Annotated in this window: 21 protein-coding genes and 2 pseudogenes; 10 read left to right on the plus strand and 13 right to left on the minus strand. The window is 58.7% G+C overall.

Translation table 11 applies throughout. The features are described from left to right. Window positions 1-24: 24 nt before the first annotated feature. The 6 genes and pseudogenes from ACSQ8R_RS32505 to ACSQ8R_RS32530 all read right to left on the minus strand — a co-directional run. Window positions 25-136, minus strand: a pseudogene (locus tag ACSQ8R_RS32505) (integrase core domain-containing protein); the annotation flags it as partial. A 42-nt stretch (window positions 137-178) separates the two neighbouring features. Continuing rightward, window positions 179-896: pseudogene (locus ACSQ8R_RS32510) on the minus strand (IS6 family transposase). Window positions 897-1235: 339 nt separating this feature from the next. After that, window positions 1236-1664, minus strand: coding sequence for a hypothetical protein (locus ACSQ8R_RS32515; protein WP_046797647.1), 429 nt, complete (start codon window positions 1662-1664; stop codon window positions 1236-1238). Window positions 1665-1699: 35 nt separating this feature from the next. Further along, window positions 1700-2692: an ABC transporter substrate-binding protein gene (locus ACSQ8R_RS32520; protein ID WP_170986360.1), complete on the minus strand. Its 993-nt coding sequence runs from the start codon at window positions 2690-2692 to the stop codon at window positions 1700-1702. After that, complete coding sequence (locus ACSQ8R_RS32525; protein WP_137326838.1) at window positions 2685-3878, minus strand: Gfo/Idh/MocA family protein; 1194 nt, start codon at window positions 3876-3878, stop codon at window positions 2685-2687. The genes ACSQ8R_RS32520 and ACSQ8R_RS32525 overlap by 8 nt, the downstream gene beginning before the upstream one ends. Beyond that, window positions 3868-4818, minus strand: a complete 951-nt coding sequence (locus tag ACSQ8R_RS32530) for a PDR/VanB family oxidoreductase (RefSeq protein WP_046797646.1) — start codon at window positions 4816-4818, stop codon at window positions 3868-3870. The genes ACSQ8R_RS32525 and ACSQ8R_RS32530 overlap by 11 nt, the downstream gene beginning before the upstream one ends. Before the next feature lie 135 nt (window positions 4819-4953). On the opposite strand from ACSQ8R_RS32530, the gene ACSQ8R_RS32535 reads away from it, so the two are divergent. Beyond that, window positions 4954-6234, plus strand: coding sequence for a Rieske 2Fe-2S domain-containing protein (locus tag ACSQ8R_RS32535; protein WP_046797645.1), 1281 nt, complete (start codon window positions 4954-4956; stop codon window positions 6232-6234). Between the two features lie 155 nt (window positions 6235-6389). Here ACSQ8R_RS32535 and ACSQ8R_RS32540 read toward each other — a convergent pair whose 3' ends face one another. The 3 genes from ACSQ8R_RS32540 to ACSQ8R_RS32550 form a co-directional block, all read right to left on the minus strand. Then, window positions 6390-7337 carry a DMT family transporter gene (locus ACSQ8R_RS32540; RefSeq protein WP_046797652.1) on the minus strand — a complete coding sequence of 316 codons (948 nt, stop codon included), beginning with the start codon at window positions 7335-7337 and terminating at the stop codon, window positions 6390-6392. 129 nt (window positions 7338-7466) lie between these two features. Continuing rightward, window positions 7467-8378 (minus strand): DMT family transporter, encoded by a 912-nt coding sequence (locus ACSQ8R_RS32545; protein ID WP_082118567.1) that lies wholly within the window; start codon window positions 8376-8378, stop codon window positions 7467-7469. Between the two features lie 285 nt (window positions 8379-8663). Next, window positions 8664-9170, minus strand: coding sequence for a MarR family winged helix-turn-helix transcriptional regulator (locus tag ACSQ8R_RS32550; protein WP_052760558.1), 507 nt, complete (start codon window positions 9168-9170; stop codon window positions 8664-8666). 347 nt (window positions 9171-9517) lie between these two features. Here ACSQ8R_RS32550 and ACSQ8R_RS32555 point away from each other — a divergent pair, with 347 nt between their 5' ends. From ACSQ8R_RS32555 to ACSQ8R_RS32585, 7 genes are all read left to right on the plus strand, one after another. Next, entirely contained in the window at window positions 9518-10651 is a 1134-nt protein-coding gene (locus ACSQ8R_RS32555; protein ID WP_046797643.1) for an ABC transporter substrate-binding protein, read from the plus strand. Window positions 10652-10676: 25 nt separating this feature from the next. Further along, a complete protein-coding gene (locus ACSQ8R_RS32560; protein ID WP_046797642.1) occupies window positions 10677-12581 on the plus strand; it encodes an ABC transporter permease in 1905 nt (634 codons plus the stop codon). Then, window positions 12578-13381: an ABC transporter ATP-binding protein gene (locus ACSQ8R_RS32565; RefSeq protein WP_046797641.1), complete on the plus strand. Its 804-nt coding sequence runs from the start codon at window positions 12578-12580 to the stop codon at window positions 13379-13381. The genes ACSQ8R_RS32560 and ACSQ8R_RS32565 overlap by 4 nt, the downstream gene beginning before the upstream one ends. Continuing rightward, a complete protein-coding gene (locus tag ACSQ8R_RS32570; RefSeq protein WP_170986361.1) occupies window positions 13368-14153 on the plus strand; it encodes an ABC transporter ATP-binding protein in 786 nt (261 codons plus the stop codon). The genes ACSQ8R_RS32565 and ACSQ8R_RS32570 overlap by 14 nt, the downstream gene beginning before the upstream one ends. 322 nt (window positions 14154-14475) lie before the next feature. Next, on the plus strand, window positions 14476-15540 hold the full coding sequence (locus tag ACSQ8R_RS32575) for a hypothetical protein (RefSeq protein ID WP_436257458.1): 1065 nt from the start codon (window positions 14476-14478) through the stop codon (window positions 15538-15540). Between the two features lie 144 nt (window positions 15541-15684). Continuing rightward, window positions 15685-16466, plus strand: a protein-coding gene (locus ACSQ8R_RS32580; protein ID WP_225340024.1) for an IS5 family transposase whose coding sequence is annotated in 2 segments (ribosomal slippage) — window positions 15685-16014 and window positions 16017-16466 — 780 coding nt in all. Because the reading frame shifts where the segments join, the coding sequence is not laid out codon by codon here. 712 nt (window positions 16467-17178) lie between these two features. Continuing rightward, window positions 17179-17346, plus strand: coding sequence for a hypothetical protein (locus ACSQ8R_RS32585; protein WP_035227145.1), 168 nt, complete (start codon window positions 17179-17181; stop codon window positions 17344-17346). A gap of 67 nt (window positions 17347-17413) precedes the next feature. On the opposite strand, the gene ACSQ8R_RS32590 is transcribed toward ACSQ8R_RS32585, so the two are convergent. The 4 genes from ACSQ8R_RS32590 to ACSQ8R_RS32605 all read right to left on the minus strand — a co-directional run bounded on the left by ACSQ8R_RS32590 (window position 17414) and on the right by ACSQ8R_RS32605 (window position 20551). Beyond that, the gene (locus ACSQ8R_RS32590; protein ID WP_046797637.1) at window positions 17414-18418 is read right to left on the minus strand and encodes a tyrosine-type recombinase/integrase; all 1005 of its coding nucleotides are present in this window, start codon (window positions 18416-18418) and stop codon (window positions 17414-17416) included. After that, window positions 18411-18635 (minus strand): hypothetical protein, encoded by a 225-nt coding sequence (locus ACSQ8R_RS32595; protein WP_156316096.1) that lies wholly within the window; start codon window positions 18633-18635, stop codon window positions 18411-18413. The genes ACSQ8R_RS32590 and ACSQ8R_RS32595 overlap by 8 nt, the downstream gene beginning before the upstream one ends. 60 nt (window positions 18636-18695) lie before the next feature. Continuing rightward, a complete protein-coding gene (locus ACSQ8R_RS32600) occupies window positions 18696-19148 on the minus strand; it encodes a tyrosine-type recombinase/integrase (protein ID WP_052760556.1) in 453 nt (150 codons plus the stop codon). 221 nt (window positions 19149-19369) lie between these two features. Continuing rightward, complete coding sequence (locus ACSQ8R_RS32605) at window positions 19370-20551, minus strand: tyrosine-type recombinase/integrase (protein WP_170986378.1); 1182 nt, start codon at window positions 20549-20551, stop codon at window positions 19370-19372. Between the two features lie 402 nt (window positions 20552-20953). On the opposite strand from ACSQ8R_RS32605, the gene ACSQ8R_RS32610 reads away from it, so the two are divergent. Next, complete coding sequence (locus tag ACSQ8R_RS32610) at window positions 20954-22048, plus strand: DUF3991 and toprim domain-containing protein (RefSeq protein ID WP_245282234.1); 1095 nt, start codon at window positions 20954-20956, stop codon at window positions 22046-22048. 66 nt (window positions 22049-22114) lie between these two features. Continuing rightward, window positions 22115-22720 (plus strand): DUF1419 domain-containing protein, encoded by a 606-nt coding sequence (locus tag ACSQ8R_RS32615; RefSeq protein ID WP_046797634.1) that lies wholly within the window; start codon window positions 22115-22117, stop codon window positions 22718-22720. Window positions 22721-22722: the final 2 nt, after the last annotated feature.

Raw genomic sequence — 22722 nt, forward strand, 5'->3', positions numbered from 1 at the left:
CGCTGAAGTTAACTTTACGATGCCCTCGGCAGGTGTCCTCCAGCCAAGTCCAGAATGGTCCATGATTGTTGTAATCGATGCGCCAGTTTAAGAGCGCTGATCGAGCATGGGTCAGTGACGAGAAGAGGGCGTTGTCACGTTGTTCGACTGAGGCCGGACGAAGCGCTTTCAGTTAAACTCAGGCAGTTGCGCCGGTCACGGCCTTCCAGTGCGCCATGACGCGGATCCGATGAATGTGGGTGGCGAGGGCGGAGTGTTTTTGATGCGGCGGGACGAAATGATTTCTAACCGCTGAAAACACGGGGACAAATTGTTGCAGACTGCCGACGGATCGGAAGCCCTGCATCACTCGTTCTCGTTTTCGCAGCGGCAGATGGGAATTTTCCGCACGGTTGTTAAGGCCCTTGTGTGATCTATGTTCAATGGCCGGCATCACATCTCGCTTTGCCGCCCCGTATGAACGCAGTTTATCGGTGACAATCCTCTTTGGCGCGAGGCCTTGCTTCTTCAGCAGCCTGATCAGCAATCGCTTGGCAGCCTTGGTGTCTCGACGGGTCTGCACGATCTCGTCGAGAACATATCCGTCCTGGTCGACGGCTCGCCAAAGCCAATGCTTTCGCCCGCCGATCGTTACGACCACTTCGTCCAGATGCCAGATATCCTCTCGCGACGGCGCCTTTCTGCGCAGTCGCTTTGCGTAGGCCGCACCGAATTTCCGGCCCCAGCGCCGGATCGTTTCGTAGGACACGACAATGCCGCGCTCCAGCAGCATTTCTTCCACCAGCCGCAGGCTTAACGGGAACCGGAAATACAGCCAGACCGCATGGGCGATGATCTGCGGTGGGAAACGGTGGTTCTTGTAGCTGATGGTCGGCGTGCTCATCACGTCCGGTTATCCGTCAACCGTTAAGCCACGAACAACGTGACAACGCCGTGCGACGTTATGTCGATGCAGCAGCGGGGCGAGGCCGGTTCGAAATCATTGCAGGCGCCAACCATTTCCTCGGCGGTCAATTCGATCTTCAGGAGCGGGCAGCTGACCTGTTGACAAATTGGGCGACGAGTTTGTTCGAGGGGTAGGTGAGGCCGGCCAGCGGATTGTTCCGCTTCAGCACGGCGGTCGCAGACACGCGACGGTGCTATGCTTCGAGGGCATTCGCGCTCAGGAAGCGGTCAGCAGTGGGCGGCACCCGAGGACAATCGGGGACCGACAGGACTCGCTCTCGGCTCAACCATCAACCGAGCATAGACAGGAAGTCCTGCAGTGTCGGCACTTCGCGCTGAGAGGCGTTCTGAAGACGCGGATCGTCCTCCAGCGTATAGGTCAAACCCTCGCCTTCCCACAGCCACCAGTAAACGATCTCTCCCTTTTTGCCGCGGATCGGCATCTTGAAGGTGGGAAACTTCTTGTCCGGAGCCGGAATTTCCGCCGTCCCGATCCTGGCACCTTCGATCTTTCCGTGTTGCAGCGCACCACCCAATGGCATCATCACCACGCTTCTTGTCTTTGCGGAGGACAGGACGGCAAGCGCGGGGCGATCTTTATAGATGCCAGGCAGGATACGCACGACCTCGGGATAGGCGACATGCGTATGGGTGACCTGTACATAGGCCAGGCCTTCGGGGGTGGAAATCTCGACCACGTCGCCAGGGCTGAATTGCATCTGGTTTTCCTCGTCTCGGTTATGATGCCTGTGCCCTAGAGGCTATAGGCTTCGGTCGTTGCGGGATGGAAAAGCTCATCGGCCGAGACAAGACGCGGCGACAGGCCCTGATCGTAATGATAGCGCAGGAAGGTATCCAGCACGTGCCGGTTGGGCTGCAGGCCGTAGCTCCAGATGTCCGGTCCCATCAAAGCGCGGGCGCGGCTGAGGCTGTCTTCCACGAAGGGCATGGTCACCTTGGTTGCAGATGTATCCATCAGCGCTTCCTCGGCAAGCGACTTGGCACGGTTGAACGCCTTGAGCAGGGCGCCGGGAAGCCAGGGATGCGTCTCGGCCAGCGACCGCCGCAGGCCGAGAACATGCATGATCGGGAATATCCTGGTCTTACGGAAATAGGTTTCCGCTTCAGCGATCGTGTCGGGGAAAAGCCTTCCGATCGCAGGATTGCCCTGATCGAAGCAGCGCGGCGAGCGAGGGCCGACGAAGCCGTCGATATCGCCTCTCTCCAGCATCGCATTCAGCGTGTCGCCTTCCGGCGCATCGACAACCCTGATATCAGACGGCAGATCGACCTTGATCTTCTCCGGGCGGCCGGGCGTATCCATGCCGCCGCGCACCCAGACTATCTCCGAGGGATGCACGCCGTATTCATCCTGCAGGATACCACGGAACCAGACATTGGCCGACAGCTGGTATTCCGCAATGCCAATTCTGCGGCCGCGCAGCGCTGCCGGACTGTCGATGCCGCGGTCCTTGCGGATATACATCGAAGTGTGACGGAAGGCTCTCGACAGAAAGACCGGGATGGCGATGTATTGCGAGGCCCCGCGAGCCACCGAGATCGAGTAGGACGAAAGCGAGAGTTCGCTGATGTCGAACGCAGCATGCCGGAAGGCTCGGAAGAACATCTCCTCCGGCGACAGCAGCATGCAGGTCGGATCGACGCCGTCGATCTTGACGAGCCCGTCATAGATCGGACGGGTGCGGTCGTAATTCCCCATAGCCAGGGACAAATTCAGGTCAGACATGGTCATTCGCTCCCACTTGATGTTCCAGTCTTACGGGTGCGTTGTACGCAGCCGATTTCAATATCGCATGGCATACTTCCAGACTTGCCAGTCCCCAGCGGCCACTCTGTGCGGGCGGGCGTCCCAACCGGACTGCGGAATGGATCGCAGCGGTCATTTCGGACCGGGAAAACCGGAAGGGTGGCGCCGGCCGGAATTCCCTCCGATCTTCTGCATATACATGCAGTCCCTCCGGGGTCAGCCGCAGATCGGCTTTCTCCAGGGATACGATGATCGGGCCGAAATGCTCGTATGTTTCAGGGCTTGAAGGCTTGTCGGGCAAACCGTAGGTACGGGCCGCCTTGAGGTCCATCTCGCTCGCAGCGCCGCGTGCCTTGAGGGCGCGACGGGCATTCCCGTAAGCCTGCATGTCCTTACGGGCGCCCAGCTCGCCGAAGCCGTCCATCCATTCGTCGCTGTCGAAGAAGCCGTATCCGGAATAAGTCATCGACGCGATGCATCCATCGAACGCAATCTGGGCAACATAGGCGCCTTCCGTCGGCCGTTCCGAATCCCAGTTTCCTGTATAGGCGCAAACTTGCCGAGCCAGGCCGCCAGCGAGCAGGCGGATGATATCGACCTGATGCACACCTTGTGAAAAGACGACACCGCCGCCGCGGGCGGTGTCAAGCTCTTCCGGGCGGCGTGGGCGATAGAGGAAATCCGTGTAATTCAAGGCGTTGATGAGCCGAACGCGGCCGAATTCTCCGCTGAGGATGATTGCGCGCGCCATTTGCACCGGCGTATCGAAACTATGGCTGGGGCCGACAAGAAGGTGTACGCCGGCCGCGGCGCAGGCATCCGTCATGCGAATGCCGTCGGACAGCGAGATGGCAAGCGGCTTTTCGACCAGCACGTGCTTGCCGGCCGCAGCCGCCTTGCAAACATGGTCGAAATGTATTTCGTGCGGCGTCGAAATATAGACCAACTCGACCTCTGGATCGGCACAGAGGTCGTCTATCGTTTCGTAAGCCCTGCCTCCGAATTCCCGGAGGAAAGCCTGTCGCGATACCTCCCGCGGTTCGGCGGCTGCGACAAGTCGAACCCGCGGGTCTTCGACAAAGGCTGTCCGGCTCAGGACGAACGCCCTTCCCAAGCCTGCGACGCCGATGCGCACAGGTGATGCAGCAGCCTCGTCAAAGGTCAAGGACCAAGCCTCCGGTCCTCGCGCGCGAGACGCATATCATGATGAAATCGTCTTTCTCGTCGTCCATCAGAACCATGTCCCGATGATCGGGGTCTCCTGCAAGAAGGCGACACTTGCACGAGCCGCAGGTCCCGCTCTCACAGGAACTCGTCGTCTTGATACCGCTCTCGCGAACCGCTTCAAGGATGGATTTGTCCGCTGGGACGGACACCGTTTTCCCCGACTTTGCAAGTTCAACGTCGAAGGCGACGTCGTCGACGCGAACCACCTCCACGGGCTTGAAGTCCTCGAAATTCACACGGCCTTCGGGCCAGTGGCCGGAGATCGACACAATCTCGTCCATCAGCGGCTTTGGCCCGCAGCAATATACGTGCATGTTCTTTATATCGACAAAGTGGTCCCAGAAATCGTAGGCCTTGGCCGGATCGCCGTCATCGTGATGGATCTTAAGCCGACGACCGAAAGCCTCCTTCATCTCCGGGAGATAGGCAGCCTCCTGTGCGTTCCGCGAACAGTATATGATATCGAAATCCTTGCCCTCCGCCGCCAGGCGAGACGCCATGGAATAAATCGGCGTCACGCCGATGCCTCCGGCGATCAACAGATATTTCGCAGCGGACTTCAGGGTAAAGTTGTTCTCCGGCGGCCGAACCATAATGGTCGTGCCGACCTGCGCCTGCTCATGCATCGATGATGAGCCGCCACGCGATTCACGTTCACGTTTCACGGCAATCAGATAGCGTTCCGGGTTTAGGCCGTCGCCGACGAGCGAATAGCGACGCATCGCGCCCGAGGGGGTTTCGACCGTGACGTGAGCCCCCGGCCCATAGGTCTCCAGCGGAGCCCCATCCGTCGAAACGAGCGAAAATTCGGTAATGTAAGGGGTGAGATCGCGGCGGCCAATCACTTTCATAGCACGCGCGTTTGCATCTTCAGTCATTCTTGCATCCCTGTCACGCCGACCCGGCGGCCACGGAGGTTTACTTAGATGCCTAATTATTTTTTGTCAAGGTCTAGACGAGATGGCTCATGCAGTGATAATTTCCTTAGAAAGCTAACTTGGAGGACCGTAGCCGTGCTTACTCCCGAAGAAAACGATGTTCTGACGCAGGTATCTGCGGACAAGCCGATGGGAAAGCTGATGCGTCAGCACTGGACCCCCGTGTGTCTGATCGAGGAAGTTGCCGAGCGCGATGGTACGCCGTTGCTGGTCGAAGTCCTTGGCGAGCGATATGTCGCCTTCCGCGACACCGACGGCAGGCTTGGCCTGCTTGACGAATTATGTCCTCACCGCCGCGCCTCGCTTCTGTACGGGCGCAACGAGGAATGCGGCCTGCGTTGCCTCTATCATGGCTGGAAGATGGACGTGGACGGCAACGTGGTCGCGATGTCCTCCGAGCCGGAAGGCAGCCCGTTGATGAACAAGGTCAAGCATCGCTCCTACCCCGTCAAGGAATGGGGCGGATTCGTCTGGGCCTGGTTCGGCGACAAGGAGCAGGTTCCGGAATTCGATCCCCCTGCATTCGCGCCGACGGAAAGTACACAGGTTTCGATCCTGAAAATCAGGATCCCGTGCAACTGGGCTCAAATCCACGAGGGCCAGATCGACAGCGCCCACTCTTCCAGCCTTCACTCGTCGGACATGGTGCCAGCCCGTGTCGAAGGCGCGGCGGCAGACGACAAGTCATGGTATCGGCCGTCGACCGACAAGTCGCCGAAAATGCAGACCCAGACGACCAGCTACGGCTTTCACTATGCAGCCATCCGCCGTCCCATCAAGGGTGCTGATACCCACAACTATTTGCGCATCACTGAATTCGTGGCGCCGTATTACTCCCTGATCCCGCCGAACAGCTCGTATAACGTCGCCAGCGTCATCGTGCCGATTGACGACGTCACGACAGCGTTTCACTTCATAGCCTGGGGCGGCACGGACTGCCCGAGCACCGAGGACTGGCGGAAGTTCAACCATGCCCAGAAAGGCATCCACCTCAATGACAGGTGGGAAACCCATCGGACCCGGGAAAACAATTTTCTGCAGGACCGGCAGGCCATGAAACTCGGTAACTTCACCGGCATCAAGGGTATTCCCAACCAGGATATTGCGATGTGGGTCGGCATGGGCCCGATCGTCGATCGGACGAACGACGTCCTCGGCGCATCAGATCTCGCAATCGTCGAATTCCGGCGACTGATGGTGGACGCGGCCCGCCAAGTTGCAGCCGGCGGCAGCGCGATCGGCACGGATGCCCCCCGGCTTCCGCAGGCGCTGATCGCTTCGCGTGAAGGCGTCTATCCGAAATCCGTGGATTGGCGCACGCTGGTAGACCCCGATCAGCCGCTCGCGGCAGAGTAGGGACGCATAACGGCGCTTCGCGTCTTGTCCAATTGAAGCCCGCGTCGTCGAAGGACGGCGCGGGCTTCATGATTCGTGCGATGTCATGATTGAGGGCCGACGCTGTCGGCTGGCCCGGCAGTTCCAGCTCGCATTGTATGGCCCGAACCGTCGTGTCAGCCGCGTTGCGGTTGTCGATCAGGCAGGCCTTTAGCCGGCGCCGGCGCTGAAGCGCGCATGGACATCGTCAAGCCGGCGACGATGATCGCCATGCCGAAGACATGGTATGCTTGAAGGCTTTCGTTGAGGAATATGATCGCGAGCCCGGCTGCAAACAATGGCATCAGATACATGAACAGAGACGCCCGTGCCGGCCCGATACTCCTGACGGCCCGGTTCCAGAATATGTAGGCCAGCAGCGAGGGGAAGATGGCGAAATAGACCAGTGCAAGAAGGCTTCCGGCACTCACCGTCATGGTGCCGACGACGGCCGCCTCCCAGACGGCAATGGGCATATGGCCTAGAACCCCGAAACCTATTGTCGTCAACAGAAAGACCAGCGGATCGAGTGCAGTCGGCTTCCAGCGGATCAGCACGGTATAGAGGGCCCATGCGCTCATGCCGAGAAAGACGAGAATGTCGCCATACTGGGGCGCCAGGGCGGAAAGTATGTGGACATTGCCACGCGCTATAATGACGACGGCCCCGGTCAGTGCCAGCGCGACGCCGAGGACTTGCAGCCCAGCGATCCGCACGCGCAGGAAAATATAAGCAAAAACAAGCGTCATGACCGGCATGAGCGAGTTTATCAGCGCGGCATTGACCACCGTCGTGTGATGCAGTGCAACGTAGATGAAGCAATTGAACGCTGTAACGCCGACGATGCCCAGGGCAGAAAGCCAAAGCCATTCTCGCCTGAGCCGATCGCGATTCTGGCGCAGTTTCGGCAACACGAAAGGCAGGAGCAGAAAAAAGGCTATCAGCCACCGCCAGAACGACATCTGGAAGGGCGGAATATCATCGCGGAAAGCGCGAGCAAGAAAGAAATTGCCCGCCCAGAAGAGCGGCGGCAGGATGGCGAAGGCCAAATGCCCGATATTAAGACGTTGGGGGGCCGTAACCATGATATCTCCAGATTGACCGGGATCGGAAAGCTGCGCGTTCATCCCTCAGGCTGGATCCGGCGCGCCAGCTGCTCCAAGCGCACCCGGCAGACAGGCGGGCGTCGGCGCGGGATCCAGTCCCGAAACTCCTCATCCTGCGGCCACGACGACCAGCCCAACAGTGGCCAGTGCCGTTGCCAACACGGCAAGCATCGACGGAAACTTTTCCGTTTTGAAGATGAACACCGCGAGATAGGTCGACAGGAATATTTCTATCGAGTTGACCACGGCGACCCGTGCGACCGTCGTATGGCTCAGGGCCACGAACTGAATGACCTGGCCCAGGGAAATCAGCGAGGCGGCGGCAAGCTGGGGTCTGTCGAGGGAACGGAACGAAAAGCGCCTGCGCTCTCCCCCCGCGCGCCCCACCATCCCGACGAGCCCCGTCATCCCGACGAGATAGTAAACTAATGCAGCTAACGACCCGGCAAATGCACCGAGATAGGGGTCCGGCATGAGAGAAAGGCCGCTCCGGCGAACGACATAGCTGACCGCATAGGTCATCGCGCACAGAAGAGCCAGCATGCAGCCTCGGGACAGATCTTCTTTCGAGATGGAATCGGCGCTCAGCTTACGATTGTCGAAATAGAGCATGACGAAACTCGCGCCCAGCGCAGCCATTCCGAGCATGGCGGGGACTGACAGGCTTTCCGCCAGGACAAGCCACGCAAAGAGAGCGGAGAAGAATGGCGTCAGCCGCCGGATTGTCGTCGCCCGGACCACGCCGGCCAATTGGACCGACCTGTAGAGCGTGGTGCGCCCCCATACCGTCGAAAATATGCCGGCTGCGGCGAACCAGGCAATCGCCGGCCAGAAATGCTCCTGAATGTCGGCCGAGAAAAACGGCCGCCCAAGAAACGCCCAGGCAATGAGCGCGAAACCGCCGGTCAGAACAACGGACAGAAGGAGACCGTTGTCGTTTTTCCTCGACGAGTTGACAATCGCAATACTGCCCAACGCAAAACATAACGCAGAGATGAACGCCAGAATCTCTCCGGTCATGCCCTGACCATCAGAAAGCCGCTACATCTGGCATTCACTCTTGCGGAACTGGAGGCGGCTGCAATTGACATTGATTGGTTCTCTACAGGGGAAGGTTCTGACGCTTTCGCTGGCCCTTTTAGCCACTTCAGGTCAATGTTTAGAAAGCTAAGTTAGTTCTGGGGATAAGAACAGGGGTAGGTGGGGCTTTTTCTGCAAAAATTTAGAACGGCAGTGCCGCGTAGCCATGAAATCCGGCAGGATTCGGCGTTTGGCAACTCGTCTTCACTTAGGAAACGAAGAACGTTAGGTGGCGACTTCAGGCTGAATCTTCGTCGTCATATTGGCCTGGATGGCACCAAGGAATTGCATCAACATTTGGATCTCCCTTTCGGTGAACCCGGAAGCTGCCGCACCAACGACCTCTTTTGCGATGGGCATCAGCTCATGCTTCAGTTTATGGCCGCGCTCGGTAAGAAAAATGTTGATCTTGCGCTTGTCCTCGCTGTTGCGACTGCGGTTGACCAATCCGTTCTGCTCCATCGCCTTGATCGCGGAAAGAGTTGTCGGCTCCATGGTTCCAACGATCAGCGACAACTGTTTTTGCGTTAATCCATCTTCGTTCCATAGGGCTCGAAGAAAATACCACATTCCCAGCGATACGCCGTATGGCTCGATCCGCTGCTGAAGATATTTCTGGATAAGCCTGTGAGTCAGGCGCACCTGGTAACCTAAGCTTGCGGCGAACGGCAGGGCGACTTGCTCTTCCGAGCCGGCGACGAGATCGGCGTTTTGAGCCGTATCAGCTTTCATACCTAAGAAACTCCATTTGTCCTCACTATCACATGAGCATGTGTCGATAGCAATCACGCGAAGACAGGCATCAACCATAGATAATTAGATATCAAACGATACGCCAAGGTTGTGCCGAAACCTAAAAAATTGGGGCATTTACTAGGTCCGTAGCAGGAAAAGATCGCGGCTATTTTGAACTTCTCTGTCGATATGGCCGGCAGAAATTGATCCTTGACAAATCCTAAGATATCTAAGAATTTACCCACGCATTCGCAGAGGAGCGAAATGCCCGTGAAAAAATTGATCGCGATTTAAGGGAGGTTTTGGTTTTGGGTCTGGTTAAGACTATCTTTGCAACGCTAGCCATGTCCGTATCTGTGGGTGCGCACATCGCACAGGCGGAGACACTCGACATCAATGTGGTCCTGCCGCTTACCGGAGGCGGTGCCTTTCTCGGCAAGGCCGAACAACAGGCCCTGCAACTTTACGAAAAGGCTGCAGCCACCGAAACAGTGCATGGCAAACAGATCAAGTTCGTCTTCCACGACGACCAATCCAGCCCTCAGATCGCGGTGCAGCTGGTCAATAGCATCAAGGCTGGGGCTCCGCCGGTCATTATCGGCTCGGCCGTGTCTGGCCTCTGCAACGCCATGGGTCCGCTGGTTCGAAGCGGCCCGGTTCTGTACTGTCTTTCCCCGTCGATGAATCCCAAGCCGGGAGAGTTCGTCTTCAGTTCGAGTGTCTCCACCAAGGGCCTGGCGGAAGGACTGCTCAAATATTTCCGCGACCGGGGCTGGAAGAATATCGGGCTGATAACCTCCACGGACGCAACCGGGCAGGACGCTTACAAGAATATTACCGCATCCGTGGGCAAGGGCGATCTGTCCGACATCAAGATCGTTGCCGAAGCGCAATTCAACCCGACAGAAGTCAGCGCCAGCGCACTGGTTCAAAGGATCAAGGGCGCCAATCCCGACGCAGTGATCGCATGGTCCACAGGCGCACCGATCGGGACGATTTTCAAGGCGATCCGCGATGCGGGTTTTGACGTTCCGGTAGGAACTACCGACGGTAACATGACCTACGCGCAGATGGAGCAATATTCCTCGTTTCTGCCGAAGGAATTATATATCCCCGCTCCCCATTGGCTGAAGTCTGAAAAGGGCGACGCTTCTCCGAAGGTCGCGGCGGCAAAGGCAGCCTTTTACAAGGCATTCGAATCGGCGAACGTGAAACCCGACGGGCCTTCGACGTTTGCCTGGGACCCGGCACTTCTCGTCGTCAGCGCCTTGAAGGCAATGCCGGCGAAGGCGGATGCCGATGCTCTCCGCAACTACCTGAACAACCTTCAGGATTTCGGAGGCATCAACGGCGTCTACGATTTCAAGCGGGATCCCCAGCGCGGCCTGGACAAATCCAATGTCGTCATAACCCGGTGGGACACCGCCGGTGGGACCTGGGTTCCCGTCAGTGACGTAGGCGGAACTCCGCTCAAGTAATACCAGTCGAAACTCGGAGTCCACCATGGCTGAAGTCCTACAGATTTTCGTAGGCGGCGTTCTGCTGGGCGCAATCTATGCGTTGATCGCCCTCGGATTTTCGTTGATCTACCGCGTGACGGGGGTCGTAAACCTGTCGCAGGGCGGGTTTGCAGTTCTCGCGGCGCTCGCCGGTTACACATTCAGCCAGCGACTAGGCCTTCCCCTTCCCATCGCGCTTCTGTGCGCGGTGGGAGGAACGACGGTCGTAGGACTGGCGATCGGATGGTTCACCTTCGTACCCGCGTTGAAGAAGCTTTCCAATGCAAACGTTTTGATGCTGACGGTCGGCATCCTGACGCTGATCGAAGGCTTCTCGCTCATCGTTTGGGGAAGCCAGCCCTATTCTGTTCCCGCATTCTCTGGCGAGCAGCCGCTCGAAATCGGCGGATTGAGGATCACGACGCAAACGTTCTGGATCATTGGCACGGCAATTGTCATCTTCCTGGCGGTCTGGTTCGTGATCTCCCGGACGAAGGTCGGCAAGGCCCTGCGCGCCTGTTCGGAAAACCCATCCGCCGCCGCGCTGATGGGTATCAACGTCAAGCGCATGACGCTGCTCAGCTTCACGCTGGCGACACTGATTGCGGCGGTGGCCGGCGTGGTCGTCGCTCCGACGACTACGCTGCAATTCAATACCGGACAGCTTTTCACCATATCCGGCTTCATCGCGGTGGTCATCGGCGGTATCTCGTCCTTCCCCGGCGCGATCGTCGGAGGTCTCTTTCTCGGACTGGTCACCCAGTTTGCAACGGCCTACGTTTCGTCACTGTTCAGCAACGCCATCGCACTGATCCTGCTGCTGTTTATCCTCATCTATGCGCCGACCGGTCTTATCCCGTCCAAGATTACCCGCCGGCAAGACGTTCGCGAGGAACCGCGAGTCTGGGGTCACCTCACGAGGCTCGCGCCGCAAACCGCCTGGATCGCCGCCGCAGTCGGCATCGTCATCGCCGTTGTCGTCCCGCTGGTCATTCCGGCTGCGTATATCTCGAGCCTGACCATTGCCGCGATCATTTTCCTTGCCTTGATCGGCCTGGATCTGCTGATGGGTTATACGGGACAGGTGAGCCTTGGCCAGGCCGGTTTCATGGCGATCGGCGGTTATACGGCCGGGTATCTCTCGATCAATTACGGGATAGAGCCTGTCTTCGGTATTGCGGCGGGCGTCATGTTGTCGCTTCTGTCCGCCCTGGTGCTGTCGATCGTGACATTGCGGCTGCGTGGTCTCTATCTGGCACTGGCGACATTGGCATTCGGACTGCTCATCGATTCCTGCGCCATCGGTTTCATCGACATCACCGGTGGACCGTCGGGGATGGTCGGGATCCCGTCCTTCTCGGTCGGTCCCCTGTATTTCGATACGCCGATGTCCATGTACTTCCTGGTTGTCGCGGTCGATGTCGTGGTGCTTTTCTGCCTCTTCGGTGCGTTACGCACGAGTTTCGGCCGCGCCCTGCAGTCGATACGGTCTGACCAGATGGCGGCCAGCGCGCTCGGTATCAACATTGTCCGCTACAAGCTGGCCGTCTTCATGATCAGCGCCGCTCTCGCATCGATCTCCGGCAGTCTTCTGGCTTACTCCTTCAACTTCCTCGCTCCTGAAATGGTGGGGACGGCACGCTCGCTGGAACTGGTCTCGATGCTCGTCATCGGCGGCGAAGGGACGCTTGTCGGCCCTGTGTTCGGAAGCGTGCTTTTGACAATGCTGCCGACGATCTTCCAGCCGCTGGCGATGTACAAGACCTTCTTCAGCGGGGCGCTGCTGATCCTCTGTTTCCTCTATCTGCCGCGCGGCATGTACGGCGTTATCGCGCACGCGATGAGCCGCGTGTCGACCCCGAAAACCGTCGCGAACAGCCAGGGACTGGCGGAAGGAGGTGCTCAATGAGCCAGGATCTAAAACAGCCGAACGGCACGGATATCCTGCGAGTGGACGGTCTATCGAAAAAGTTCGGCGGGCTGAAGGCGACCGACGGCGTGAATTTCTCCGTACAGGAGAATTCCATCACGGCGCTCATCGGACCCAACGGTGCAGGGAAAACGACGGTTTTCAATCTGATCACCAACATTTTCCCGCCCGACGAAGGAACCGTTGCATTTTTTGGAAAGCAGATTGCCGGTTGGAGCCCCATGGACATCGCCAATCTCGGCCTGATCAGGACATTCCAGTCGGCACGTGTCTTTCCGGGTCTGACTGTTCTGGAAAACGTCATGGTCGGTCGCCATCGCCTGATTAAAAGCAGTGATTTTGGCCAGATGCTGTGGAGCCCGGAAAGCCGGCGCGAAGAGATGAGGATCCGGTCCCAGGCATTGGCGATGCTGAAAATCGTCGGCCTCGAGCGCTTCAAGGATGCGCATGCCGTGGACTTGCCTATGGGTGCCCAGAAGTTGCTGGAAGTCGTCCGCGCCGTGATGGGCAGCCCCCGGCTTCTCTGTCTCGACGAGCCGGCCGCAGGTCTCAACGACACGGAAACCGAGGAACTGGCCGCCCTTCTGAGAGCGATCCGCGCTGCCGGAATCTCGATCCTGGTGGTGGAACACAATATGTCACTGGTCATGAATGTCGCCGATCACGTGGTCGTTCTCGACGCCGGCAGGGTCATCGCCGCTGGTTCGGCCGCGGAGGTTCAGAGAAACCCGCAGGTCATCGAAGCATATCTGGGGAGGGAGCAGAATGCCGCTGCTTGAGTTGAAAGGCGTTTCCGCGGGCTATACCGGCGCGAGTGTGCTGAACAAGATTACTCTGTCCCTGGATGCCGGTGAGATCGCAACCTTGGTCGGATCCAACGGTGCCGGTAAAAGCACGATTGCCAAACTCGTGTCGGGAATCCTGACGCCCATGCAGGGCGAAGTGATTTTCGATGGAAAGTCGGTCAAGGGCCTTTCAGCATCGGACCGGCTCCGGCTCGGTATTGCGCATGTTCCCGAAGGCAGACAGATTTTCGGCGGCATGACGGTCCTCGAAAATCTGCGGCTCGGCGCCTACAGTGTGCCGTCGCGACTGTCGATGGATATCGAGAGCCAGCTGGCATTCGTCTGCATGTTCTTTCCGGTGCTGAAAGATCGCCTCGGCGATGTGGCAGGGAATTTTTCCGGCGGCCAGCAGCAGATGCTGGCGATCGCACGTGGACTGATGTCGCGGCCGCGGCTGCTGATCCTCGATGAACCGTCGCTCGGAGTGGCGCCGCTTTTGGTCAACGAGATTTTTCAGCTGATCCAGCGTCTGCGCGGCGAAGGCATCACCATTCTGCTGGCCGAGCAGAATGCCCGACAGGCGCTTTCGATCGCCGACCGCGGCTATGTCATCGAAAACGGGCAGATGGTCATGGAGGGCGCGGCGGCCGCGCTCGCCGGATCTGCAGATATAGCAGAGCGCTATCTCGGGATCGGCACATCCATCGGTGCCAATGAGGATAAGGATGCCCGCATGGCGAGGGAGCTTTTGCGGATCGTTGCATAACATCGCCCGGAATACGGGGCGAAATTTGACCATCACTATCATATGAGGGAGGAGTTCGACTTTGAAGAAAACCATCTATGCGCTGATTTGCGCCGGCGTGGCGTGCCTTTCGGCAAACCTGGCGCTCGCGGCGCCGCCGCCGGAATATGTCAGCTTTGGCGCCGCGTCCGGTATTTTTCACATGCCGGCAGACGGCAAGGCGACGGTTGCCTTTTTGGCGATCCACAGGACTGCAAACTATCTGACCCATCCGACATGCGCTGAAATGCCGAAGCGCGGGTTCGCGGCGCTTTGCATGAATACCCGCTTCAACAACAACGAGATGGTGGTCGATTGGGACCGGATCGCCCTGGACGTCAAGGCTGGGGTGGAGTTCCTGCGCAAGCAGCCGGGTATTCGCTATGTCGTGCTGCTGGGCCATAGCGGAGGGGGGCCGACGCTCAGCTTCTATCAGGCGGTGGCCGAAGCAGGCCTGTCCTTCTGTCAGGATCCGAAGAAGCTTGTGCCCTGCAGAGACGATCTGGCCGGCCTTCCCAAGGCGGATGCGATCGTTCTGGCCGACGCCCATCCTGGCGTACCGGTCATTCTGCTGCGAAGCCTCAATGGCTCCGTCATGGACGAAACACCCGGGAAATTCGACGCAAAACTCGATCCATATGCAACTGAGAACGGGTATAATCCATCGGGATCCTCCCACTATCCAAAGGATTTCCAGACACGGTATTATCAGGCACAGTCGCTGCGCATGAACGCGCTCATCGACAAGGCATTGGCGGAGAGACGAAAAATTCAGGAAGGCAAAGGACCTTACCCGGATGATGAAGCCTTCTTCATTCCTCATGGCGGAAATCCGGGAGCCGGCCCGGGTGGTGCATCGCAATTGCATAGCATGGACACCGCGATCGCCCTCAGACAGACGCGGGCACCGCAGAAGCTGATCAAAAACGACGCTTCCATCGTCAAGGAAATTGTCACGTCCGTCAGCCCGCCGGAACTCGACGCCAAGCAGACGACAAATTCCTTCGGTAAGGGCACAAAGCAACTGACGCTGACGTCCTTCCTGACGACGCAAGCGGTTCGCTCGACCAATTCGCTCGACGGTATCGATCATTGTTCTTCCAACAATTCCACGATCTGCGCCGTGGAGAAAATAACGGTCCCGACCCTAGTCGCCGGAATGACGGGATATCTGTTTATCCGCGACTCCGAAGAGATCTACGAGCATTCTGTCGCCAAGGATCGGGATCTGATTTACATCGAAGGAGCAAACCACGGCTTTGCGCCCTGCAAGCTGTGCGGGCCTGAAAATGCCTATGCGAACTCCCAGAAGAACCTGTTCGACTACATCGCCGCTTGGACAACCGAAAGATTGCCGGCCAAGCCGTGAAGGACGACGGCGGCCGATAACAACTCCATCGACCGCCGCTGTCATCCGCAGACCACTTGCATACTATATATTCCTACTAGGCAGTGTCCCCATAAATTGGGTTCATCTTATTGACGGTGTGTGATTCAATTTCCGTAAAAGGAGATTGCCATGCGCCGTCACGAATTGAGCGACGAAGAATGGGACATCATCGCACCACTCCTGCCGACCAATAGCCGTGGAGTTGAACGTCGTGTCGATGATGGCCGAGTGATCAATGGCATCCTGTGGCGTTTCAGGACTGGTTCGTCCTGGCGAGATGTGCCGGAGCGTTATGGCCCGCGCACGACGCTTTATAATCGGTTCTCCCGCTGGCGTAAGGCAGGCGTCTGGGATCGTCTTCTAGACGCCGTTTCAAAGCGTTACGATGGAGACATAGTGATGATAGACAGTTCCTGTGTTCGTGTTCACCAGCATGGTGCCAACGCTAAAAAGGGGGCTCTGCCGATCCTTGCATGGGACGTTCGCGCGGCGGCCTGACGACAAAAATCCATGCTCTTGTCGATGCAGATGGCAGACCGGTTCGGCTGGAACTCACCGCCGGCCAAGCCGCCGATGCACCAATGGCTGAAAAGCTGTTGAGCGACCTACGGCCCGGCGCGACGATCCTCGCCGAAAAGGCATATGACACCGACGCAATTCGTAACTTTGCCAAACAACGCAAATGCTGGGCGAACATCCCTGCAAAGGCCAACCGAAAGCAGACATTCAGCTTCAGCCGCTGGGTCTACCGTCAGCGCAACCTCGTGGAACGCTTCTTCAACCGTATCAAGCAGATGCGCGGCGTTGCGACACGATACGACCGGCGTGCAGACAATTACATGGCCGCCCTCAAACTTGCCGCAACGAGGACATGGATCGCCTCAGCTAATGAGTCCGCATCCTAAAACTTGCGAATATACACACCTTCCGCAAAAGAGCATAGCGGCTTTGTTCCATAATAACGATTATCTGATTTTCTCTAAGATGTTGGAATATCAATATATTAATGCCTCTCCATCGAGTTTGTGGTAACTTGCCTATATCGCCACCGGTCTCGAGAGATTGATGATCCACTTCCTCACACGATGGCTCGCACATCGCCGGGCAATAGGGCGGCGATGGCAGGCTGATGCCAGGCTTCTCGCAAGTTCGGATCCAGCCGGCTCCTACTACGAAGCACAGCGCCGTGCGTTGCATAGCCGGTCCAGTGGTGATCTCGACGAGTTCTGGCACTGGTCGAAAGTCGCCAGCGAGATAGCCCGGATAGAGCCACGCGCTGAGATGGACTTCGCTGTTCTCAAGGCCTTGTCCGATCAGGAGAAAGCCGGCCGTCGCTGACTGGTGGGCTGGTCAGACAGGTGCTCGGCAACAAATGCTGAGCTGGCTTCCGTGAACGATCTGTGCCGGATACCTCAATTCCCGCCGAAGCAAACCAATCCCGCTCTTTATGGATGGCGTCCTGGACCATGTCCGGATCTCCGTCGATCAACCCACTATCGGGGTCGGCTAGCAAGCTGCCGCCGCTTGCGCCTTCGGCTTCGCGGTGATCGCGACCGTCCCCGGTCCTTTGAGGAGCCATCGAGCGGGATTGGCCCGCTCCGGACGGAGGTTTCTCACATGGCACAGGATCTTGCACTCGCCCAAAGCCACGCATTTTCGCTTTCCCGCATTCTCATGGTTCCCGTCACCCTGTTCAAATCCGGCGACGAATTCGGCGTCCTTCCGTCCGACGAACTCGATGACGAAGACGATCTTGAGATCGTGCATGAATATGCGCCGTTCTAGATTATGCTCAGCCCACGAGCAGCTGCCCGGATGAGCGGGCGGCTGCCGGCAGACAAGCAGCACATAATCAGAGCGATTGCAGGAAGTGCATAAGCTTGTCAGGCGGCCGATAGCGTACGCCAGTTGCGGTGACCGGCTGAAGCCGGCTGAGTGCCTCCTCCTTCATTGCAAGATCGGCCTCCATATAGATATGCGTTGTGCTTGTGTCCTCGTGCCCGAGCCAAAGCGCGATCACAGTAAGGTCGACGCCGGACTGCAGCAGGTGCATTGCGGTCGTATGCCGGAAGGTATGTGGCGATATCGGTTTCGCCTTGACCGATGGAATGTCCCGGCCGGCAGTATCGACGGCGAGGTCGAGGCGTTGCCTTACGCTGGAGCGGGATAGCCGACCGCCTGAACTATTGGGAAAGAGATACGCGTCCGGCCGACAATCACGGAGATCCTGTATCCATCGCTTTAGGGTTCTTGCGGTTTCATTCCAGAGCGGCACGCTTCGGCGCTTCCGTCCCTTCCCATGCAGGTGAACGACCGGTGCAGTCTCCAGAATGACACTGCCGACCTGAAGGTTGATGGCCTCGGACACGCGTGCGCCGGTGTTGTAGAGGAACGCGAACAGCGCTCGGTCCCGGCGGCCGGCCCAGGTTTTTGGATGAGGTGCATTGATGATCGCGTGAACTTCGGGCCGGGTGAGATAGCCGAGCACAGGCTTATCGTGCCGCTTCTGCGGGACGGCGAGGCTGCGCTCAATCACCGCCAAGGCGGTTAGATCCTCGTGTGCGGCATATTTGAGGAATACGCGGATGGCGGAGAGGCGGGCGTTTCTGCTCCTGACGCTATTGGCCCGTTCACGCTCAAGGTGGTCCAAGAAGGCCAGGATTAGGTCGGCGTTGAGGTCGGGCAAGGTCACGTCGGTCGGGGATTTCCCGATCCGCTTCTCCGCGAAGGCCAGCAGTAGCTTGAACGTATCCCGATAGGCCGCGACCGTGCAGGGGCTCACCGCTCGTTGCTGGCGCAGATGATCCACGAAGAAACGCTGCAGCAGGGTTGGAAAGGAAGGCGCGGTGTCAGTCATCGAGGTCGCCTCCGACGATAGCCGCATCTTCGAAGCGACTGCCGGCAATCGCCATGAGCTCGGGCACACTCTCGATATACCAATAGGTATCGCGTAAATTGACGTGCCCGACATAAGTGGACAACATCATCATCGCGGCATCGATCTCGGCTCCACTCTGCTGCCAGAGGATAAGCCGGCGACATATGAAGCTGTGGCGAAGGTCATGGATGCGCACTAACGGATGGCCACCGCGCGGCCGGATCCCCAATCTCTGGGTAATCCGGAACCAGGCATATCAGGCGTTCATGTAGGTCAGCATCTTGCCGGACAGTTCGCTCAAGAAGACCGGATCGGTCGGGCTGGATGGGAATATCGCGTTTCGTCGATCAAGAAAATTTTCGAGCGCGGCAACCGAGGTCGGGTGGAGGGCGACAAGGCGCTGACGTCCATATTTCGCTTCCCGGACTAAAATCTGCGCCGCTTCAAGATCCAGATCGCGGAGCTGGAGACTGAGCGCTTCTGATATCCGCAGGCCGGTCGCAGCCAGCAGCCCGACCAGGGCGGGCATCATGAGCGTCCCGGCGGCCTGAACACGGCGAATATGATGCGCCTCGGCGATGATGGCCGTGATCTCTTCGATAGTAAAGATATGCGGGGCAAGCCGACGTTTCGTGCGACCGAAGGGGTTGGTGGCTGGGAAAGTGGTTTCGCCGTACTCTGCCGCGAGAAAGGTGGCGAATGGCCTCAACACCTCCAGGCGTTTTGCCCAGGTGAAGGGGTCGGCAATAGTCGCGTTGGCCTTTGCCCAGCGGAGCGCGATATCGGGAGAGAGGGTGCCTTCGTGTCCTCTGTCGTCGGCATACCGGGCAAAGGAGATGATCTGCCTCCCCGCAGTTTTCAGCTTGAAGCCAAGGTTTCAGCGGTAAGCAAGGTAGGTCTCGGCGCGAGACAGCATCGTTGTTGATCCAGTCATGCCCGCGCTCCCGGCCACGGCAGGGCCACGGCCGCCAGCCTGTTTTGATCCACGCGAGCATAGCCCGCCGTTGTCACCACGCTCCTGTGCCGCATCACGTCCGCAACCTGCTTCATCGGCACGGCGCCGTTGACCAGGCGGCTCGCAATCGTGTGGCGGAAGATATGGATTCTGGTACAGTCCCAGCCCAACCGCTCGTAAACCGCATACACCGATCGCTGCACCGCGCGCGGGGTGATCGGCTCTCCGATAGGCGCTACATGCCGGACGAAGACTTCCCTGTGTTGCGTGGCTTGCCTCTCGTGGACGATATAGTCGGCGATCGCTTCACCGGTCGCGAATGGGAGCGGCATAGGATCGGACCGGCGTGACTTGGTGGAGGGCACCTGGATCAGCCCTTTCTCCCAGTCGATGTCATCGAGCGTCAGGCGAGTTATCTCGATTGACCGCATTCCCAGGTCGGCCAAACACCTTACGATGGCATGAACTCTTTTTCGGGTTTGGCCGATTTCCGCCGAGACCTCCAACAATTGCTCCAGCTCCGCAGGGCTGAAGCCTGTTTGAAGTTTGGTCGGGCTTCTCATCGCCGGCGCTGGTATGGCTCTCTTCAAGCGACGAACGTCATCGCCCACCAGCGTTCGATATCGTAGATAGCATCTGACCGAGCCCGCATAGCTACGAATGGTGGCAGGCTTCCATCTGTTCCCGCCGAGCACAAACTGTCGGATGTGCAAGGGGGTCAGGTCGGCCATATCGACACGGCCGTCTCTTACACTTCCAACGAGAAGGCGCCGGACGATATTGCTATGCTTGCGGCGTGAAGCCTCGGACAAACCCCAAACTTCGGCGACCATGGCGTCGAATGCCAGGACTTCGCGATCAATCGCCGATAGGTTCGTGGGTGGGATCAGGCGCAGCGCCCTCATTTTCACCGCAAGGTTCAAAGCGTATCGCATCGCCTTCACCCCCGTGCGCATCTTCCAGAAGCAGGAGCAGCCGTTCTGGTGCTCAGCAAGGAACGCCTCAATGTGATCGGTGCTAAAACTGTCCATGGCGACATCACGGTCGGCCAGCCAATAGCCAAAGTGGAGCACGACGGCGGTGTACTGGCGCCGGCGCGCGGCCTCATAATCACGGCGCTCACAATGGTCTTGGACCATCCGGGCGAGCGGCGACAAAATGTTTCCGGGGTCTTCGGTTCGAAGACGGAGGTGTAGTGGGGTCGGCAATTGCGTTCTCCTGTTCTGTTCAGAGTTGCAATTGCCAGGTTGCCTCCGTTTCTCTGCCCGACGCTGAGGAGCGCGGCTCAGCGAGCCGATTATGTGCAGTTGAAAAGCGGAAATGCCCTGCCAGGCAGGGCGTTTGAGCATGAGGTGACCATAAGTCACCACGGCGCATATTCATGCTTATGCGGAGGTGAGCATAAGCACGAATATTTCCCCCGCGGGTCTCATTGAGACCCGCATGTCCCTGCCGCTGGCGACCTGTCGGCCGCAAGGGAAGCTCCGCCGCGGCCGGTGCAAATCTGCACCTTGATTGCCGCGCCCTTGCCCCCTCCATTCTTCGCGGCGGAAACGAGGATGGCCGCAGGTATGCGGATTGGAAAAGAAGGGCGATCGACAAGTGATCGGAAAACAATGAAGAGAGAAGAGTTGGAGGCGCTGCGCGCCAAGGTGAGTTGCGAAGCCGTACTGGAGCAGGCCGGTTACGACATCGATATTAAGGAAAGCACGCGACGCGCCGTCAAATACCGGCGTGGCGGCAACATCGTCATTGTCACGCATGACGGACGCGGCTGGTTCGATCCGCTCAGCGATGAGAAAGGCGATGTCTTTGGACTTGCCATGTTCCTGGAAGGAATTTCATTCCCGTCCGCAACGGAAGCGGTCGCGTCAATTGTCGGGTATCAACTCTCCCGGTCGGAATGGAAGTCCTCGCGGTCTTCAGTGCCAGTAAAAGACATTGGCGACCGTTGGCGCAGCCGGCGCTCGCCTTCGCCCGGATCCGGTGCCTGGCGCTATCTGTGCTGGGAGCGCTGGATCCCGACGGCCATCGCCCGGCAGGCCATTCGAGCGGGTGTCCTTCGGGAAGGGCCCTTCGGCAGTATGTGGGCGGCCCATGTCGATAGCGAGGGACGCGTCGTCGGCTGGGAAGAGCGCGGTACCGACTGGCGTGGCTTCGCCACCGGGGGCTCTAAGGTTCTTTTCCGTTTTGGACCAAGCGATGCCTCTCGTCTCTGCGTTACCGAGGCCGCGATCGACGCGATGAGCCTCGCAGCGCTCGAGGGCTCGCGCGAGCAAACTCTCTATCTCAGCACTGGCGGCGGGTGGTCTCCGGCGACAGACGCGGCGCTTGCCGAACTTGCTGTGCGGCCGGGACTGACACTGGTGGCCGCGACCGATGCCAATTCTCAGGGTGATGTGTACGCCGAGCGACTGCGCGCGCTCGCCGAGGCGTCCGGCTGCGACTGGCAGCGGCTCCGTCCGCCGGCGGAGGATTGGAACGAGGTTCTCCAAAACAGGGAAAGTGAAAAACGGGAAAGGAAAACCGCAGGGAATAACGGGGCCTGCCGCATGCGCGCCGGCCGCATCAAGGGAGGCTTCGCCCGGCATGCGCCGGCCCTTGACCCGGCCGGACACGAGGCCGGCAGCGTGGAAGGGGTCATGAAGGACTGAAGAGAATGGCAAGGTTGAAACGACTTGTGCTGCCTTCGGTCCAAAACCCCGAAAAGGATCAAGCTGATGACCTCTATAGCCCCTCCCCGCAAAATCTTTCAAGGAGCGGCCAAGCGCGCCGACATGTTCCGGATGTTCGACAGGCACGCGATGCGCCCGGACCGCTTTGATGGCGACCAGTCTGCCGTCTATGCCGGCGAATGGTTCGAGATCGATGAAACCTCCTACTCCTATATGCTCGATATCCTGCCGCCGCTCTGGATGCGCGGGCCGATCTTTGCGATGCGTGAGTTCATGACCGGGTCGGTGACCTCGGTATTTTACGCGATCCGGATCGACGAAGCGGTCCGTTACTTTCACACCTACTGCGACCTCTCGGACCCGAACTCTGTGGAGGCGATGCGGACCGCAATCGTTGACCGCGAAACCCGACCAGTCCGGGCGATGAGCCGCGAAGAACGGCTTGAGCACATCTGGAGCACGACGACCGACGACTATCGTGGCTATGCCGGCGACCGCTGGCCGAAGCAGATGCAAGGACATCGCACGGTGATGCTCTACGGTGGCAGTGAAGGCACGTTCCTGAAGTTGCTCGACACCCTGTCTGACGACGAGATCGCGGCCAAGCTGCCGGTGCATCTACGCCACTTCCCCTCAGCCCTGGCCGCCTGAGC

It is taken from the genome of Neorhizobium sp. LjRoot104 (assembly GCF_964253725.1).
In the GTDB taxonomy this organism is placed as follows: Bacteria; Pseudomonadota; Alphaproteobacteria; order Rhizobiales; family Rhizobiaceae; genus Neorhizobium.

Excerpts from the sequence above, each read along its gene's own strand:
- ACSQ8R_RS32590 (WP_046797637.1), bottom strand. The coding sequence starts at position 18,418 with ATGACTGACACCGCGCCTTCCTTTCCAACCCTGCTGCAGCGTTTCTTC.
- ACSQ8R_RS32520 (WP_170986360.1), bottom strand. The coding sequence starts at position 2,692 with ATGTCTGACCTGAATTTGTCCCTGGCTATGGGGAATTACGACCGCACC.
- ACSQ8R_RS32515 (WP_046797647.1), bottom strand. The coding sequence starts at position 1,664 with ATGCAATTCAGCCCTGGCGACGTGGTCGAGATTTCCACCCCCGAAGGC.
- ACSQ8R_RS32565 (WP_046797641.1), top strand. The coding sequence starts at position 12,578 with ATGAGCCAGGATCTAAAACAGCCGAACGGCACGGATATCCTGCGAGTG.
- ACSQ8R_RS32530 (WP_046797646.1), bottom strand. The coding sequence starts at position 4,818 with ATGACTGAAGATGCAAACGCGCGTGCTATGAAAGTGATTGGCCGCCGC.
- ACSQ8R_RS32585 (WP_035227145.1), top strand. The coding sequence starts at position 17,179 with ATGGCACAGGATCTTGCACTCGCCCAAAGCCACGCATTTTCGCTTTCC.
- ACSQ8R_RS32610 (WP_245282234.1), top strand. The coding sequence starts at position 20,954 with ATGGCCGCAGGTATGCGGATTGGAAAAGAAGGGCGATCGACAAGTGAT.
- ACSQ8R_RS32575 (WP_436257458.1), top strand. The coding sequence starts at position 14,476 with ATGGTGGTCGATTGGGACCGGATCGCCCTGGACGTCAAGGCTGGGGTG.
- ACSQ8R_RS32545 (WP_082118567.1), bottom strand. The coding sequence starts at position 8,378 with ATGACCGGAGAGATTCTGGCGTTCATCTCTGCGTTATGTTTTGCGTTG.
- ACSQ8R_RS32560 (WP_046797642.1), top strand. The coding sequence starts at position 10,677 with ATGGCTGAAGTCCTACAGATTTTCGTAGGCGGCGTTCTGCTGGGCGCA.
- ACSQ8R_RS32540 (WP_046797652.1), bottom strand. The coding sequence starts at position 7,337 with ATGGTTACGGCCCCCCAACGTCTTAATATCGGGCATTTGGCCTTCGCC.
- ACSQ8R_RS32550 (WP_052760558.1), bottom strand. The coding sequence starts at position 9,170 with ATGAAAGCTGATACGGCTCAAAACGCCGATCTCGTCGCCGGCTCGGAA.
- ACSQ8R_RS32570 (WP_170986361.1), top strand. The coding sequence starts at position 13,368 with ATGCCGCTGCTTGAGTTGAAAGGCGTTTCCGCGGGCTATACCGGCGCG.
- ACSQ8R_RS32555 (WP_046797643.1), top strand. The coding sequence starts at position 9,518 with ATGTCCGTATCTGTGGGTGCGCACATCGCACAGGCGGAGACACTCGAC.
- ACSQ8R_RS32615 (WP_046797634.1), top strand. The coding sequence starts at position 22,115 with ATGACCTCTATAGCCCCTCCCCGCAAAATCTTTCAAGGAGCGGCCAAG.